We start from the raw sequence: 16,698 nt of genomic DNA, 5'->3' as shown, positions 1-16,698 counted from the left end.
TTTAATTAGATTTCGGCAGATTGCGCAGCCAGGCAACATATTCCGCCAGACTGTCGAGAACGGCGTAACTGCCGAAAGCTTCTTTTAACAAATCTTGAAATTGCGGTTGCGTAAAACGTGCATCCAGTAAAAGTAAGTCGCCCTCGTCTTCTTCACTTCGGATTAAACGGCCGCAAGCCTGCAGAATTTTACTGAATCCCGGATATAATTGCGTAAAAAGATAAGCCGGACTGAGATTGGGTAATTTTGTTGTATTTTCAGGCGTATTTTCATAATAATCGGCAGCCAGTATCTGATTGTCGTATTCGTCGTTAATATTTTGACCGGCAGTATTGTAAGCCGATTGATAATATTCCTGCGCCAAACTTAAAAGGTCGGATTTTGCAGGATAGTTCACACTGATAATTGCAATAGCTGTGATACTTTTGTGCGGCAAATCCAAACCTTCGCTGAAACTTCCCTGCATAACGGCCAGCGCCAATAACGGGGAGGGGTCAGTTCTGTCCTGTAAAGTCCTGAGAAATTGTTCCTTCACGGCAGCGGTATTGGCAGTTTGCACAATTAAGCGCATGTTTTGCGGTAAGATTAATTTAATTCGTTGAGCTAAAATTTCTGCATAACGATAAGAAGGTGCAAATACCAGCAGGTGGCCGCCGACAATTTTAAGATAAGCCAAGAGCGACTTGGCAACTAATTCATAATTGCTTTGCCGGTTGCTGTAACTCAAGTCGGCATAAGCCAGCAGAGCAACCCTTCTTTTAGCCGGGTCAAAAGGTGAAGGGGCGGCGTGATAAATACAGCGTTCGGCAGCGGAACACAACATCTTTTTGTAATAGTCGGGCGGCAAAAGCGTCGCCGAGAAAAAAATCTTGGCGGAATTTGCAGGCAAAGCAGCCTTGATTAACGGCATAGCATCGAGGCAATGAATGGTGAAAAGTAAAGTGTGGCCCTTGGCGTTTGTCAGGTAACTGAAAATATTAATAAAACCGGGGCAGTAATTAGTGATCAGAAATTGCAAACGCTTAAATTTAGCGATTTCATCTTGAAACTTCCTTAATTCTCCCCAATTTTCGGCAAAAACATTTTTTTCACTTTGCCAAAACTCCTGCCATAACTGCCAAAAATTTAAAAACAGCTGATTGAATTGCGGCAAAGGCTGACGACTGTAAAAGTTTATTACCTGTTTTTCCCGACTTGAATCTTGACTTAAAAGAGAATTTTCCGGAGAAATCTCCAAGCAAGCGGACAACTTGTTGCGATCAATATCTTTTTGCTGCAGCAGTTGAGCAATTTTTCGACAAAAATCCAACAATAAATCCAAACGTCCGATCAGTTCGCTTAAATTTTTCGCATTCGCCGCAGAGGAAGCGGCCTGTAATTTTTGCAATCTCCGCCGATAAGCGACAAATGTGTTGAGATTAATTTGACAGTGAAAAATATTTTCTCCCCGCCGACGTAAATTGTGCGCTTCATCCAACAATAAAGCATATTTTTCTTTATCACTTTTGAAACAGGCCAAGGTTTGCAGCGGATCTAAAAGATAGTTGTAATCCAAAATTACCAGGTCCATATATTCCGCCAACTTGTTTTGCAGAAGATAAGGACAAACATTATAATTTGCAGCTAAAGTCTGTACCTGCTCGAAATCAATGTGTTCTTTACACGTTCTGAGATAATTCTGCGCTATTTCCTGCAGCAGTTTTTTATTGACGGAAAAATAACAAAAGTCATGATGCGAGCAGGATTTCTGCACACTGTACATGGTCAGAGACCAAAGATGTAATTCGTTGCAGGTATTAAGTTGCTGTAATAATTTAACCGGTAAAACTCTTTGGGCTTCCTGATTGGTGAAGTAATAAATGCGTTTAATCAGGTGTTTACCTAAACAGGATAAAGCCGGCAATAAACAAACTTGTGTTTTGCCGAAACCGGTCGGGGCATTAAGTAAATAAGTTGTACCGTTTACGAGACATTTACTTACTTCCTGCATAACTTCCGCCTGCCCCGGACGTAAGGAGGCAAAAGGAAATTTTAAATGCTTTAAGCCGGCATCCCGGTCTGCTATATGGCGGCGATAACATTCTTTGAAATTGTCACCGTTAATATTGTCGGCCATCTTTCACCTCGAATTTTGCCTAAATAGAAAAATAATTTTAAGCGACTACAACTTATTATAACTAAAAATTATCGCCGGACGATTAACTGCAGTGATGCCGAATTATATTTCACAGGGTAGTGCAGAAAAATGTTAATTATGCTAAAATATGTGACATGTTGCACGAACTTCGTCGGCGGGCGCCGATTTTTCCGCTATAATTAAGGAAATTGCCCGTGAGATTGTAAGCAGGTGCCTTGTATATAATGCGGATATGGTGGAATTGGTAGACACGCTAGTTTCAGGTATTAGTGATGAAAGTCATGCAGGTTCGAGTCCTGTTATCCGCATTTTTTCTTTATTTCTCAGAAGAGCGGCATTTAATTTTAATTTTAATAATTTGAGAGGTGACTATGAAAATCAGCATTACTTATTACAGTGAAACAGGTAATACCGAGAACTTGGCCCGCAGCTTGGAGACAGCTTTGCTTAATGCCGGCGCAGAAGTCTATATTGCTCCGGTCAACGAAACGGATGCTAATGAATTCTTACAAGGTGATATTCTGGTTTTCGCTTCCCCCGCCTGCGGTACGGAAGAAGTAAACGACAGCGACATGTTACCGTTTATCGAGAATCTGGGCGACAAGTTGCAACAACGCGATATTTTCCTTTGCGGAACTTTCGGCTGGGGAGACGGTGAATATTTGCAAGCCTGGTCGGAAAAAATGCAGGAATTAGGTTGCCGTGAAGTGCATCAGCCTTACGCTTGTCTGGAGTCGCCCGATGCGGATGCAGAAGAGGAGCTGGCTGAACTGGCGGAAGACTTGTTGAAGTCATAATGGATAATTGCTTGTCGACTTTTAAGAGCCGTTTCTTCGAAGAAGCGGCTTTTTTTTGCTATCGCCCTTAATCTTTCGCCTGCTGAAAATCTTACAAATAAAAGTAAAAGCAGATTGACTAATGTTCGGCAGGTGGTACACTTTATATAGTATTTTAATCTATGAGATTTATGAGGTGATACTAATGACAGTAATTGCAGTTGTCGGTAGCCAATGGGGCGATGAAGGCAAAGGAAAAATGACGGATTATTTGAGTCAGTCGGCTGATATGACCGTCAGATCGAACGGCGGTAATAATGCCGGCCATACAATCGCTTTCGGTGGTAAAGTTTTCAAGATGCGCTTGATACCTTCAGGTATCTTTGAATCCAAAAAAGAAGCTGTTATCGGTAGCGGCGTGGTGATTAATCCGGAAGTTTTGCTGAAAGAAATCCAATATTTGGAAGAAAACGGTATTAATACCGATAAACTGGCAATTTCCAATCGGGCACATGTAATTATGCCTTACAATATATTACAGGATGTCTATCAGGAAGAAGCCAAAGGCGCCAACAAAGTCGGCACAACCAAAAACGGTATCGGCCCGACTTATATGGATAAAGCCTCCCGTATCGGCATCAGAATGTGCGATTTACTGGAAGAAGATACCTTTGCTGAAAAATTGCGCTTCAACTTACAGGAAAAAAATGCTTTATTTACTTCGGTTTACGGTAAAGAACCGTTGGATTTCGATGAAATATATAAAAAGTATTGGGAAATGGGACAAAAACTGAAAAAGTATGTTAAAGATACTTCCGTTGTTGTCAATGATGCTATCGAGCGGAATAATCGAGTTTTGTTCGAGGGGGCTCAGGGTGTGATGCTGGATATTGATCACGGTACATATCCTTTCGTTACATCTTCCAATACTATTACAGGCGGTTTTGCCACCGGTGCAGGCGTCGGTCCGCATAAGATTGATACGGTTGTCGGAATTTGTAAAGCTTATACAACGAGAGTGGGCGCCGGTCCTTTCCCGACGGAGTTACACGATGAAGTTGGTAATTATATCAGAGAAACGGGACACGAATACGGCACTGTAACAGGTAGACCCAGACGTGTAGGGTGGTTTGATACAGTTGCTTTAAGACATGCGCGTCGAGTTGCCGGTATTGATGCCCTGAGCTTGAATCTGTTGGACGTTTTTTCCGGATTGAAAACGGTAAAATTGGCCGTCGCTTATGAGTTGGACGGACAAAAAATTGATTACTATCCGGCAAGTCTGAAAGAATTGCAGAGATGTCAACCGGTTTATGAGGAATTACCCGGTTGGAGTGAAGATATCACCCAAGTGCGTAAGTGGGAAGATTTACCGTTAAATGCCCGCAAGTATTTACAACGCTTATCCGAGCTTGTGCAAGTACCGTTAGTTACAGTTTCTGTAGGGGCTGATCGCCATCAGACAATAGTATTGCAGGATCCGTGGGAATTTAAGGCATGATAGAGAGATATACACGCCCGCAAATGGGCCGAATTTGGACAGATGAAAATCGTTATCGCGCTTGGTTGGCTGTAGAAATTGCAGCAACCAAGGCTTGGTGCGAGCTGGGAGAAGTACCGGCGGCCGATGCTGCCAAGATCGAACAGAATGCGACTTTTACTTGTGAACGGGTGGCGGAATTGGAAGCCGTTACCCGCCACGATGTTGTCGCTTTTACCCGTGCAGTTTCCGAAAGCTTAGGCGAAGAGAAAAAATGGGTGCATTACGGTTTGACTTCTACCGACGTTGTCGATACGGCACAGGGTCTGCTTTTGAAACAGGCTGATGCTATATTGCGCAGCGACTTGCTCCAACTTAAAGAAACTATTGCGTCTCAAGCTTTGAAGTATAAAGATACCGTCATGATGGGGAGAACACACGGAGTTCAGGCGGAACCGACAACTTTCGGCTTGAAACTGGCCAGATGGTATGTGGAAATTGTTCGTGATATTGAACGTTTCGAACACGCCGCATCTGCTGTGGAAAGCGGTAAAATTTCAGGAGCTGTCGGGACATATGCTAATGTTCCGCCGGCAATTGAAGTAAGTGTTTTACGGCAGTTGGGTTTGCAGCGGCAACCGATAACCAGCCAGATTTTACCGCGTGATTTACATGCCGAATATCTGGCAACATTGGCACTCATCGCTACAAGTATTGAGAATTTCGCGACGGAAATTCGCTCCTTGCAACGTTCGGAAATTCATGAAGTGGAAGAGCATTTTAATCCCGGACAGAAAGGTTCCTCGGCTATGCCGCATAAGCGTAATCCTATAGGTTCGGAAAATCTCTGCGGGATGGCTCGAGTTATTCGCGGCCATATGTTGACGGCTTATGAAGATGTGCCTCTGTGGCATGAGCGGGATATATCCCATTCGGCAGCGGAACGGATAATTTTACCTGATACAACTATCGCTTTGGATTATATGTTACAACGCTTCAATCGGATTTTGAGCAATTTGGACGTTTTCCCGGAAACTATGGCGGAAAATATGAAACGAACATACGGTTTGATTTATTCGCAAAGATTGTTGTTGAAATTGATTGATAAGGCCGGTTTAACCCGTGAGCAGGCTTATGATTCGGTGCAAAAGCTGACGGCCAAGTCCTGGAATGAACATTTGCAATTCCGCGATTTGGTGGAGGCGAGTGAAATTCCGAAGCTGTTGCCGGAATCTGAGATTGCCGATGCTTTTGATTACCGTTATCATCTTAGATATGTGGACGATATTTTTCGGCAGGTAGGATTGTTGCAATAGTTGCGGCAAGCGCTTACTTTTTAGAGCGTGTCTGTATTCGGGCACGCTTTTTCTTTAACGATTTTTCTTTGTAAACTTTTGTTTACAGCCGTTTACTAATGGTTAAATTTTCCAAGGGAAATGAGCGGCAAAAATTTCTGCTCTTCCTTTAACAGCCGATGATTTAGGCTTTTAATCGGATTGCGTTAGGTATTATTTGTGCAAAATAACAAAATATAAAATTTACAATTGTATAAATTGGAGATTTTTTATCTTAACAATCCTGCTGATGTTGACACTTAGGAGTGGGGTGTTTATAAATTAAGTACAGATATTCTTCCTGAGGAAGAAAATAAAGATTAAGGAGGGTTATGTATGAAAAAATCAGACATAACAAAATGTTTTTCTAGTTTGCGCAAATTGACGACAACAGTATTGGCGTTTGTTATTGCGTGCGGCAGTTTTGTGTTTTCAAGTGCTGCCGATAATGGAGTAACTATTAAAAGCAATCCTGTAGCTGCAGAAGTTAACGAATATGCTTTGAGGATTTTACCGAAGCATTTGCACGCTCTGAATACTGCTGAAGAATTAAAAGTCTCCAATAATTGCTACTTGGGACAAGCTTTTGAGATTTATAATATAGAAAATCATCAATCTGCCGCCTATTATCCGGTAGTAGATAGAGAAAAAATAATTGCTATTTTACAAGTAAGTAAAAGCGCCGGTAAATACAACTCTATTTTGAGTGTTGCCTTTTCCCGAGAATTGGAAAAGTTGTTTTTAGAGGGAAAGACTCAATATACTTTGTTTACTGATAGTGTTAATTTGTACGCTTATGACGGTAAGACTGCTAAAGTTATATATGCTCTTAATCCGTCTGAAACAAATTATGCCGTAAGAAGCGTTGGTGATTATGAGGTAGCAACAAATACGGCATTAAGCTTAAAAGATTTGAAGACTGCCGTTAAAAGTTCTGAAAGAAGTGCCGGTATGTTGTTGGCTCCGGTACCGCCGTATGAATCTAATGTCCTGTCGATTGCCGGAGTTTCTCAGCAAGGTGAAACTTGTTGGGCAGCAACGTGTGCAGCAATTATTAATTATTACAAAGGGACAAGTTTGTCAGATATTGATGTTGCCCGTTATATTTATGGAGATTCTTGGAATCACGGTGGAGGTTGGGATGATATGAAAAATGCCTATAATCATTGGGGCGTGTATCCATCTTATATGGGTGTAATAGGATTTGGTAGAGTTAAAAGCAATATTAACAGTGGTGATCCGATGCATCTACGTCTTGTAGGAAATGAGGGCCATTCAGTTGGCTTGATAGGTTTTGAAGAGTGGGACAGTAATTATGGTGGCGATCGAGTGTTAATTTTACTGGAACCGAATGGGGGTAGGCGTGAGAGTGTAACACTTGATGATTCCGGCAATTTTACTTATGTACTTGATGGAGATAGTTTTTCATGGGAAAACACAATCGAATTCTAATAAAAATTATCTGTCCGGTGATAATTGTTTTAATAGCAATAGCTGCGATTTTTATCTTCAGCGAAGGCCCTTCTTGGAAAAAGTTTCCTTGTCATCGCCCCGGTTATCCTGATAGTAATGTGCTGTTGATAAACGGTAAAAAATACGATTTACCTATTTTCAAAAGTTCAGATGCTCGGAAAACTCCGCATAATGCCGAAACAGTTAATGAGACTGTTACCGTGGAGGTGGATAAAGCAACTGTCGACTGGGAAATCATACTTGCTAAACCTGTGGTTTTTATATGGACATTTCCTAATCAACAGGAGTGTATTAAAAATTATTCCTTGAAAAGAGAATGCTTTGCAGTAAGAGAGAAGCTTGACGGAGGGTCTCCATGTGTTTTAGTTTATAACATGACTTTAACTGAAGCCAAAGATACAGTTTTACACTTCTATTACTACAACTGTTCTGAAAACAAGAAACCCGTTAACGAACGGCATATTAACTACCACCTGCAAATTGCCTTGAAATTCAAGCAGCCGGCAACAGCGAACAAGTAAGAACGGAGCGGTGAAAAGAACTTCACCGCTTTATTTATCTTTTTTAAACTGCTAATTCGCAACTTTTACCCCGAGCTGAAAACTTAATACTCAATTAAGACTTTCAGCTTTTATAATTGCTAAATTAAATGTATATAAAACGTCTTAATGTAGGAGGACTTATGAAAACGAGCGAAGATTTGGCAGTATTAACAAATGTCAGCAAAGTTTACGGAGAAAACAACAGTAGAGTTATTGCTTTGAATAATGTCAGTTTAAGATTAAAAAAAGGTGAATTTACCGCCATCGTGGGAGCGTCGGGATCCGGCAAATCAACTCTGTTGCATTGTCTGGTCGGCTTGGACAGCGTCAGTTCCGGCACCGTTAATGTTGCCGATCAGGCGTTGAACTTAATGAACGATGCCCAATTGACAAAATTTCGCTTACAACAAGTAGGTTTTGTCTTCCAAGCCTTTAACTTATTACCGAATTTGAATGTAGAAGAGAATATCATGTTGCCTTTACTGCTGGCAGGTAAAAAACAGAATTGGGAAAAGGTTAGACAAGTTGCTGCAACTTTAGGTTTGCAAACCCGTTTGCGTCACTTACCGGCGGAATTATCAGGCGGCCAACAACAAAGAGTTGCCATAGCTCGAGCTTTAATTATGCAGCCGGCGTTGTTGGTGTGTGACGAACCGACAGGTAATTTAGACAGTAAAAGCGGGCAGGAAGTAATGACAATATTGCGCCAAGCTGTTGATGAATTGCAGCAAACTGTTGTTGTCGTAACTCACGATCGCAAAGTTGCCGCTACAGCCGACAGAGTAATTGTTATAAGCGACGGCGAAATTGCCAACGATGTCTACCGTCCCGAGATGGCCTTCCTGCAAGAGGTGATTTGATGAATTTTTTAGTACGCTCATATTTAAAAAATAATAAAAAACAGTATATAGCAACGGCATCGGCAATCGGTATCAGTTGTATATTTATGCTGTGTTCTTTATTCGCCGGCAATACGATGACCTTTATTATGAACTCGAAAAATTATGTTAAAACTCAGGGAGCGGATCTACTTTTGCTGGACGAGACTTTAATTGGACAGAAAAACAAAAATATTACAGTAGAGATTCCTGATTATTGGCAGGCGAAAAAAGCCAGAATTGCTGAAATTTCAGAATTGCAGCAGGAGGATAAAGAACTTTTACAAAAACATTTAAGCAACTTGATAGCTGATTTTAAGCACGTTCAAGATAAAGAAGCCGGCAAGAATGCAAATAAGCCGGAAAAGCGGGAGAACTTATATCAGCAAATTGTGCAGAAAAATTTATTAAAGTACCTCACGGAAAATTACGAATTAGATAAATTGCGTCCGGAAATAATCAGAGAAATACCGCAAATTAAGGCGGTTTATCCTCTGTATTACGGCGTTGTTCAAGCTGATAATGCTAAATACGGCACAAGCGGTATGTTGGGGGCTTATATGACTGAAAAAACTTTATATAATCCCGCAATCAAAGAAGGCCGAGCTCCGCAGTCGGAAAATGAAATTCTGCTTACGGCCGACACGGCGGCACATTTGCATTGTCATATCGGCGATACAGTTAACTTAAAACAGAAAAAAAGCGAAAAAGCGTTTAAAGTGGTCGGAATTGTTCCGCAAGATGCTTATCATCGAGCACAAGGAGCACCTTTGTATTATGTCTCTCCCGCCGCTTGGCGTAATTTATTCAAAGAAGATTTGAGTAATGTAAGAACGTGGCGAATTCAATTACAGAACGGCGTGAATAAGCAGCAGGTAAAACTTTTGCTGCAGCAATATTTGGAAAAAAATAAATTGTTGCCGCGGAATTGGAGCCTTTTTTCAGCAGAGGAATTCAAGCAGGCGGTTGGCGGTTCCTCCAAAGTCATTAAACGTGGCTTGAATATCGCCTTATTGACCTTCCCGCTGTTGACAATGTTTGTTTGCTATATAATCATCACGTCCACCTTTAATGTTATATTAAGTCGGAGACGGCGGGAAATTGCGCTGCTGCGTTGTGTCGGTGCTTCTTACCGTAAATTGGTACGATACAGTATTCTTGAATGCTTAATACTGGGATTATTCAGTTCTTTAATCAGCGTATTTATCGCTTACGCTCTCAGCTTACTACTTATGGTCAAACTGGAGATTATCGGTTCTTATCAACATGCCTGGAATTTATTCGGCTATAAAGCTGCCGTTATTACAGTTTTGACCGGCACATTGATTACCGCTTGGGGAAGCTTAAAACCGGCGAAAGAAAATAACAAAGTTCCGCCGATTGCCGCTTTTAATGAAAACCTTCTGCAATGGCAGCAGCGGAAAAGTAAAACGGGCCGTCTGAGTAAGTTTGTCATGTTTTTAGTAGCTGTAGCTGCGACTTTGAATTTTGCTGCAGCAGTCTATTTCCGTAACAGTTACAATGCGGAACATAAATTAACGCAAGAGGCTGCGTATGCTGTTCCCTGCCTGTTTCTCGGAGCTGTTTTGTATTTGATTTTCGCAGTTTATATCGGTAAAAGATATTTGCCTTTATTGACGGCCGGAATTTTGCAGAAGTGGGGCCCGAAATCGGCTGTAGTAAAATTGGCGTCGATGAATTTGCGTCGTAACCGGGAACGCAGCGGAGCGACGATGGCAGCCTTATTTATGGGCATAATAATGATTATTACAACTATCGTCGGCGGTGCTTCTTTACAAAGCACAATCACTGACAGTGTCAAAAAACTTTGCCCGATCGATGTAATTGTGCAACAGTATAATGGAAAAGAAAATGAGGTAAAACCGGAAGTTTGGGAAAATTTAACTCAAGTTGCAGGCGTCGATAAATCTTTGCTTTTAGCAGCGCTGCCGCAGCCGGATGCGTTTATTATCGGAGAACGGAAAATCGAGAAAAAAGAAGCTGACGGTAAAATTCTGGCTTTACCGGATTTAGGGACAATCTCCCGCCGCAATTTTACGTTGAAATCGGGGGAAATAGCCGTTTATACACCGGCAAAAAATTTGGACGGTAAGTTCAGCGACGGACAAAAAGTTCAGCTGCGCTACGGTGAGCAGACTTTTGAATTCAAATTGCGTTTAATTAATTCCGAATCAAGTCCTTTTATGACAAACTTATTTAATATATCCGCTTATATCAGTCCTGATGCTGCCGAGATGATCAGTAAGAAATGCAATGTTAAAAAGCAGAATGTTATGCTGGTCGCCGGCGTGAAAAAAGGTTTATTCGACAGCTACAAATTGCTGAAAGAATTCGAGAGTCTGACTTTGAACAGTCAGATGAACATTCAGGGAGCATTAGTTTTACTCAGCATGTTAAATATTGTATTGTGGTCGATGCGCCTGATTTTAATCCTGCTGATATCTATTGTTTCTCTGGTTGCCCTGATCGGCGTGGCCAACACTTTGAATTTAGCCGTTTGGAGTAGAAAACGGGAAACAGCTTTACTCCGGGCAGTCGGTTTGGATAAAAAATCGGTGCGGCAGATGATTTTATTGGAAGCCTACAGCTTAAGCGTGACTTCGCTGATTGTCGGTATCATTATAGGCTTGGCTTTTGCTGCCTTCGGTTTGTATGTTCTGCCGTTGGATTTCGGTATAAATATCAGTTATAACTTTGTGGTTCCGCCATTGGAAGTAGTAACAGTTATTTTCCTGATTCTGATTTTTGTCACTTTAGCTGCCTACTTCCCGGTCAAAGCGGCAACGAAGTCGGATATTATTAAAAATTTGGGGTGCGAATAGCAGCCGGATGATAGTAATATCAAATAAGGACAAATTGTAATTCCGGACAAAAAATTACAATTTTTGTGCAGTTTGCACTAAAAGATATTATTTGTACCTCCTTTTCCTTGATTTTTTTAGAGAAATAATGTAAGGTATTAAGTAAATAAGTAGTAAATACTACACCAATCGTAAGATTGAAAGGGGAGATTAAATGAAAAAGTTATTTTCACTTTTAGTTGCCGGCACAATGATGCTGGGAATGGTTGCTTGTGCTCCTAAGACAGGAACAGACAGCAAGAAACCGGCTGAGTCCAATAAGGCTACTGCCGGTAAAGCAACAGAAAAGCAAAAAGATGATAAGAAACCGGCTGCCGGCGCTATCTCTTTGAAACTTTGGGGCTCACAGGATGATCAGGAATTCCTGAACGAGCGCGTTAAGGCTTTCGAGGCTGCACACAAGGATAAGAAGTTCGATATCCAAGTCAGCGTTGTCGGTGAGCCTGATGCTCAAACCAAAGTTTTGGAAGATTTGGATGCAGCTGCAGACGTTTTCGCTATGCCGAACGATCAGGTCAAAGAGTTGGTTAAGGCCGGTGCTTTGACTAAAGTTTCACGTAAGAATGATCTTGAATACATCACAAAACAGGAGACAGGCGCTGATGCTTTCTCAATCGGTAAGGATCTTTACGCTTTCCCGTTTGCTGCCGATAACGGTTACTTCATGTACTATGATAAGCGTGTTTTAAGCGCTGACGATGTCAAGGATTTGGATACAATGTTGGCCAAGGCTGCCAAAGCTAAGAAGAAAGTCCATATGGACATTGCCAACGGTTGGTACATCGCTTCTTTCTTCGTAGGTAACGGCGGTAAGTTCGAAGTTGACGACAAGGGTGTCCAGAAAGTTAACTTCAACGATGCCAACGGTGTTGCAGCCGGTGAAGCTATCAAGGCTTTCGCTGCCAGCCCTGCGTTTGCTACAGGTGATGACAACGCTATGAAGGAAGGATTCACTAAGGGCACATTGTGCGCTGCTGTTTCCGGTACTTGGAACGCTGCCGACTTGAAGAAGATTTTGGGCGACGGTTATGCTGCTGCTAAATTGCCGACCTTCACAGCTGCCGGTAAGAAAGTACAAATGGGTTCTTTCGCCGGTTATAAGGGCTACGGTATCAACTCTCACTCCAAGCACAAGGCTGAAGCTATGGATTTGGCTATGTTCCTGACAAGCGAAGAGTCTCAAGCCAAACGTTTCCAGATGCGCGGTACAGGCCCTGCCAACCTCAAAGTTCAACAAAGTGAAGCTGTTAAGAAGGATGTCGCTTTGTCCGCTTTGATGGCACAACAGAAGTTCTCTGTTTCTCAAAACAATGTTTTAGGTTCTTACTGGAACCCGGCCGGTGCTTTCGGTAAAGCTATGTTGGATAAGAGCACAGAGAGTGTTAAGAAATTGTTGGACGAAATGGTCAAACAAATTCAGCAACCTGCTACTAAGTAATAGTTCAAGAGAGGTGGGCTTATTAAGCTCGCCTCTTTTTTTGATAAAGGGGACGGTATGAGCAATTGGTTAAACCATGTAAAAGCAGGTACGGCAAATTTTTTCCACGCCATCGCTGCTTTTTTTATTAACTATGTCACCTTCTTCGTAAAGGGTGATTATAAAACTAGGCTTTCCTATATCGTCATGGGTGCCGGCAGCTTTCTCAATCATCAGATTGTGCACGGCCTGGTGTATTTGGTCTTAGAATTGGCATTCTTCGGCTATATGCTCAAAGACGGAATATATTATTTGAAGCTATTATCTTCCTTGGGTACGCAAGCTCAAGTTGAAGTATACAATGAAGCTACGGAAATTTATGATGTTGTGCCGGGACATAACTCCATGCTGATTTTGCTCTTCGGTGTTTTAGCTGTCATTATGTGGATTGCATTTATCGCTTTACACTATGCCAACGTGAAACATGCGTATGAGAATCAGAAGTTATTGGCTGCAGGTCAACGCCCCGAGACTTTCCATGAAGAAGTAAAGGCGCTGTTTAATGAACGTTTTCATATTACGGTTTTGACTTTACCGACAATTTTAACTTTCATGTTTACGGTTTTACCGTTGCTCTTCATGATTTTGATGGCTTTCACCAACTTCAATAAAAACCATCAGCCGCCGGGAAATCTGTTTACGTGGGTAGGATTGGATAACTTCCAACAAATTTTTGTAGGTAACCCCTTGTGGGCGCATACCTTCCAAAAGTTGTTCGTTTGGACGATTGTTTGGGCGTTCTTCGCCACTTTCCTGAACTACATCCTCGGTATTATATTGGCTATTATTATTAACCAAAAAAGAGTCAAATTCCAGAAACTGTGGCGGACGCTTTTCGTTATTACTATAGCTGTCCCGCAATTCGTTTCTTTGATGCTTTTGTCGAAATTTTTGCTCGATGAAGGTCCGTTGAACGGTTTGCTTCTGCAACTTGGTTGGATCAAGCATTATATTCCGTTCTTGACTGACGGTTTGATTGCCAAGATTACGGTTATTGTCGTTAACTTGTGGGTAGGTATTCCGTATACGATGCTTATTTGTACCGGTATCTTGATGAATATTCCGCAGAACTTGTATGAAGCCTCTTTAATCGACGGCGCAAGTCCGGTAAAGCAGTTCACGTCCATTACAATGCCCTATATGTTGCAGGTAACCACACCGTATTTGATTACTCAATTTGTCGGTAACATCAATAACTTCAACGTTATTTACCTCTTGACCGGAGGCGATCCGAAAACCTTGGGTCTGTATCAGGCGGGTGAAACCGATTTGCTGGTTACTTGGTTATACAAGTTGACCGTATCGGAAAAGAACTACGCTTTGGCCAGTACCATCGGTATCATTATCTTTGTAATCACGGCTGTTGTCAGCTTAATTGCATATAACAACGCTAAGGCGGTAAAAGAGGAGGAACAGTTCCAATGAAGACGACTTCATCAGTTAAAACTTCCCGTTTACTCTACGGCATTCTGACTCACGTTTTTCTGCTGGTTTTGTCAGTTTTGTGGGTCCTGCCGGTCGTTTGGCTGGTTATGCAGAGCTTCCGTGAGGAAAAGGGTGCGTTTATTTCATATATTGTGCCGAAAGGTTGGACTTTGGATAATTATGTGCGGCTGTTCACCGATACAAAACTGTTCAATTTCCCACAGTGGTTTCTTAATACCTTTATTGTTGCCGTGTTTACCTGCATCATCAGTACCATTTTGGTCCTGTTGACCGGTTATGCATTCAGCCGTTTGCGTTTTAAAGCTCGTAAACCGTTGATGAATATTATTCTGGTTTTGGGCATGTTCCCCGGCTTTATGAGTATGATTGCTATTTATCATATCTTGAAAGCTTTCGGCTTGACGCAAAGTTTGGCGGCTTTGGTTCTGGTTTACAGCGGCGGTGCGGCTATGGGTTATTACATTGTTAAAGGTTTCTTTGACACTGTGCCCAAGAGCATCGATGAAGCGGCTCTGGTCGACGGCTGTACAAAGAATCAGGTTTTCTGGTACATTATCTTACCTATGAGTAAGCCTGTTGTTATCTACACTATTTTGTGTTCTTTCATCGGACCGTGGGTCGATTTTATTTTCGTATCCGTTATCATGAAAGATGCCTATAGCAAGTACACAGTAGCGTTAGGCTTGTATCAGATGCTGACTCGAGAAAATATTTATAACTATTTTACGGAGTTTTGTGCCGGAGCGGTCATCGTGGCCATACCGATTACTTTGCTGTTTATTTCCATGCAGAAGTATTATGTCGGCGGCGTGACGGCAGGCGGTGCCAAAGGCTGATTGTCTGCAGCACGACAATATAACGCAATTTAAGGATCGGCTTTCGCCGGTCCTTTTTTTGTATCAGGCGACGTCGCCGAGAACGGGAAGGGAAGATAAGAAAAAAGCCCTCAAAAACGGTTTACTAACTTGTGTAACTGCAAGTAAGTATTCAACTAACTTTTAGAATTAACAGCCCGGAATTAATCTGTTGTTACAGGGGTGAAATTATCACAGATTAATAGCAAAATAGATTAATAGTATCTTGACAAACCAAAACTTACAGAATAAACTTTAAGCATAGGATTAGGTCAGGAAGCATACGGTGCCCTGGCCATTTTTTTTGAGGTGTGCGGAGTGAAAGAGTATAAAACATTCAATCAGCAATTAGCAATACTACGAAGTCGAGGCCTTGAAGTTCCCACTAACGGTCAGCCTAAAAGATTCTTAGAAACAGAAAACTATTATAATATTATCAACGGATATAAAGATTTATTCTTGGAAAGAACCGATGATAATAAACCGATAATATCGGAGCAGTATCGCAAAGGAACTCATTTTAACGAGTTAAAAGCATTGTTTTTGTTTGACCGTGAATTGAGATTTATATTTCTCAAATATGTTCTAATATTCGAAAATTCATTTAAAACGGTCATATCACATGAATTCTGCAGGAAATATCCTAAGCCTAACTCTTATTTGGAAATTAAAAACTATGTTGAGAATAATCCGAAAAAAGTTCTGCAACAGATTGCTATTCTCACAAAAACCATCCATGACAAGGTCGATAAAGAAGGTGCTATCAAGCATTACATAGAAGAGTATGGTGCCGTACCTTTATGGGTTTTAGTAAACTATCTTACTATAGGTAATCTGGCTCACCTTTATGATATATTAATTGATGCGGATAAGAATGTGATAGCAAAATTTTATTATGATAAATATGTAAAACAGTACGTGTCTAATAACGTTTTGCGAATATCCGGTGCTGATTTAGCTTCTGCATTAAAGATTATTAACTTAGTTAGAAATAAATGTGCTCATGACGAACGATTGTATAATTCCAATTTTAGAAATGTGAAAGTTGCAAATGTTGCTAAACATTTCAAATTTGAGCATTATGATAACTCTCGTATTATAGTGGCGATCTTATATTTAAAACTATTGCTTGATAAGAAGTATTTTCAGAAGTTCTATTCAGAACTTACTAAATTACTTGAAAAATACAGAAAAGCCTTTCACTCGGTAAGTTTTTCCGAGATTTTGAATATTATGGGAATTGACCTTCAGGATTTACAACTGTTGAAATAGTTACTCCTGTCACGACAAGATGAATAGTTAAAGCCTTTGATTAATTTCGATTAATACGGTAAAAACGACTTTTCGGCGCGGATTGGTGTTTGCCCCGTGAACAGTTGAGAACGGGAAGGGAAGATAAGAAAAAAGCAAAAAAAACAA

General features: G+C 41.2%; 12 protein-coding genes and 1 tRNA gene. 12 read left to right on the top strand and 1 reads right to left on the bottom strand.

The window, feature by feature from the left end; genetic code table 11:
- Position 1 precedes the first annotated feature (1 nt).
- Positions 2-2,116 carry an ATP-dependent DNA helicase gene (locus PYS60_RS04870; RefSeq protein WP_315568123.1) on the bottom strand — a complete coding sequence of 705 codons (2,115 nt, stop codon included), beginning with the start codon at positions 2,114-2,116 and terminating at the stop codon, positions 2-4.
- A gap of 247 nt (positions 2,117-2,363) precedes the next feature.
- On the opposite strand from PYS60_RS04870, the gene PYS60_RS04865 reads away from it, so the two are divergent.
- The 12 genes from PYS60_RS04865 to PYS60_RS04810 all read left to right on the top strand — a co-directional run bounded on the left by PYS60_RS04865 (position 2,364) and on the right by PYS60_RS04810 (position 16,551).
- A tRNA-Leu gene (locus tag PYS60_RS04865) sits at positions 2,364-2,445 on the top strand.
- Positions 2,446-2,508: 63 nt separating this feature from the next.
- Positions 2,509-2,934, top strand: coding sequence for a flavodoxin domain-containing protein (locus tag PYS60_RS04860; RefSeq protein WP_315568121.1), 426 nt, complete (start codon positions 2,509-2,511; stop codon positions 2,932-2,934).
- 184 nt (positions 2,935-3,118) lie between these two features.
- Positions 3,119-4,414: an adenylosuccinate synthase gene (locus PYS60_RS04855; RefSeq protein WP_315568119.1), complete on the top strand. Its 1,296-nt coding sequence runs from the start codon at positions 3,119-3,121 to the stop codon at positions 4,412-4,414.
- Positions 4,411-5,709, top strand: a complete 1,299-nt coding sequence (purB, locus tag PYS60_RS04850; RefSeq protein WP_315568117.1) for an adenylosuccinate lyase — start codon at positions 4,411-4,413, stop codon at positions 5,707-5,709. The genes PYS60_RS04855 and purB overlap by 4 nt, the downstream gene beginning before the upstream one ends.
- A 354-nt stretch (positions 5,710-6,063) precedes the next feature.
- Positions 6,064-7,179 (top strand): papain-like cysteine protease family protein, encoded by a 1,116-nt coding sequence (locus PYS60_RS04845; protein ID WP_315568115.1) that lies wholly within the window; start codon positions 6,064-6,066, stop codon positions 7,177-7,179.
- A complete protein-coding gene (locus PYS60_RS04840) occupies positions 7,155-7,721 on the top strand; it encodes a hypothetical protein (RefSeq protein ID WP_315568113.1) in 567 nt (188 codons plus the stop codon). Before PYS60_RS04845 ends, PYS60_RS04840 begins: the two co-directional genes overlap by 25 nt.
- Before the next feature lie 161 nt (positions 7,722-7,882).
- Positions 7,883-8,602: an ABC transporter ATP-binding protein gene (locus PYS60_RS04835; RefSeq protein WP_315568111.1), complete on the top strand. Its 720-nt coding sequence runs from the start codon at positions 7,883-7,885 to the stop codon at positions 8,600-8,602.
- Positions 8,602-11,463 (top strand): FtsX-like permease family protein, encoded by a 2,862-nt coding sequence (locus PYS60_RS04830; RefSeq protein WP_315568109.1) that lies wholly within the window; start codon positions 8,602-8,604, stop codon positions 11,461-11,463. The genes PYS60_RS04835 and PYS60_RS04830 overlap by 1 nt, the downstream gene beginning before the upstream one ends.
- Before the next feature lie 193 nt (positions 11,464-11,656).
- The gene (locus PYS60_RS04825) at positions 11,657-12,940 is read left to right on the top strand and encodes an extracellular solute-binding protein (protein ID WP_315568108.1); all 1,284 of its coding nucleotides are present in this window, start codon (positions 11,657-11,659) and stop codon (positions 12,938-12,940) included.
- 57 nt (positions 12,941-12,997) lie between these two features.
- Complete coding sequence (locus PYS60_RS04820) at positions 12,998-14,404, top strand: carbohydrate ABC transporter permease (RefSeq protein WP_315568107.1); 1,407 nt, start codon at positions 12,998-13,000, stop codon at positions 14,402-14,404.
- Positions 14,401-15,261, top strand: coding sequence for a sugar ABC transporter permease (locus tag PYS60_RS04815; RefSeq protein ID WP_315568105.1), 861 nt, complete (start codon positions 14,401-14,403; stop codon positions 15,259-15,261). Before PYS60_RS04820 ends, PYS60_RS04815 begins: the two co-directional genes overlap by 4 nt.
- A gap of 336 nt (positions 15,262-15,597) precedes the next feature.
- Positions 15,598-16,551: an Abi family protein gene (locus PYS60_RS04810; protein WP_315568103.1), complete on the top strand. Its 954-nt coding sequence runs from the start codon at positions 15,598-15,600 to the stop codon at positions 16,549-16,551.
- Positions 16,552-16,698 lie beyond the last annotated feature (147 nt).

Origin of the sequence: Amygdalobacter indicium (assembly GCF_029101545.1) — a bacterium.
Lineage (GTDB): Bacteria > Bacillota > Clostridia > Saccharofermentanales > Fastidiosipilaceae > Amygdalobacter > Amygdalobacter indicium.
Note: the sequence above shows the minus strand (reverse complement) of the source record. Positions and strands in the feature narration are given on the sequence as shown.

What these genes read in the sequence shown, in the direction of transcription:
- PYS60_RS04840 (WP_315568113.1), top strand. Translation starts at nt 7,155, where the DNA reads ATGGGAAAACACAATCGAATTCTAATAAAAATTATCTGTCCGGTGATA.
- PYS60_RS04825 (WP_315568108.1), top strand. Translation starts at nt 11,657, where the DNA reads ATGAAAAAGTTATTTTCACTTTTAGTTGCCGGCACAATGATGCTGGGA.
- PYS60_RS04830 (WP_315568109.1), top strand. Translation starts at nt 8,602, where the DNA reads ATGAATTTTTTAGTACGCTCATATTTAAAAAATAATAAAAAACAGTAT.
- PYS60_RS04855 (WP_315568119.1), top strand. Translation starts at nt 3,119, where the DNA reads ATGACAGTAATTGCAGTTGTCGGTAGCCAATGGGGCGATGAAGGCAAA.
- PYS60_RS04870 (WP_315568123.1), bottom strand. Translation starts at nt 2,116, where the DNA reads ATGGCCGACAATATTAACGGTGACAATTTCAAAGAATGTTATCGCCGC.
- PYS60_RS04860 (WP_315568121.1), top strand. Translation starts at nt 2,509, where the DNA reads ATGAAAATCAGCATTACTTATTACAGTGAAACAGGTAATACCGAGAAC.
- PYS60_RS04820 (WP_315568107.1), top strand. Translation starts at nt 12,998, where the DNA reads ATGAGCAATTGGTTAAACCATGTAAAAGCAGGTACGGCAAATTTTTTC.
- PYS60_RS04815 (WP_315568105.1), top strand. Translation starts at nt 14,401, where the DNA reads ATGAAGACGACTTCATCAGTTAAAACTTCCCGTTTACTCTACGGCATT.
- PYS60_RS04835 (WP_315568111.1), top strand. Translation starts at nt 7,883, where the DNA reads ATGAAAACGAGCGAAGATTTGGCAGTATTAACAAATGTCAGCAAAGTT.
- PYS60_RS04845 (WP_315568115.1), top strand. Translation starts at nt 6,064, where the DNA reads ATGAAAAAATCAGACATAACAAAATGTTTTTCTAGTTTGCGCAAATTG.
- purB (WP_315568117.1), top strand. Translation starts at nt 4,411, where the DNA reads ATGATAGAGAGATATACACGCCCGCAAATGGGCCGAATTTGGACAGAT.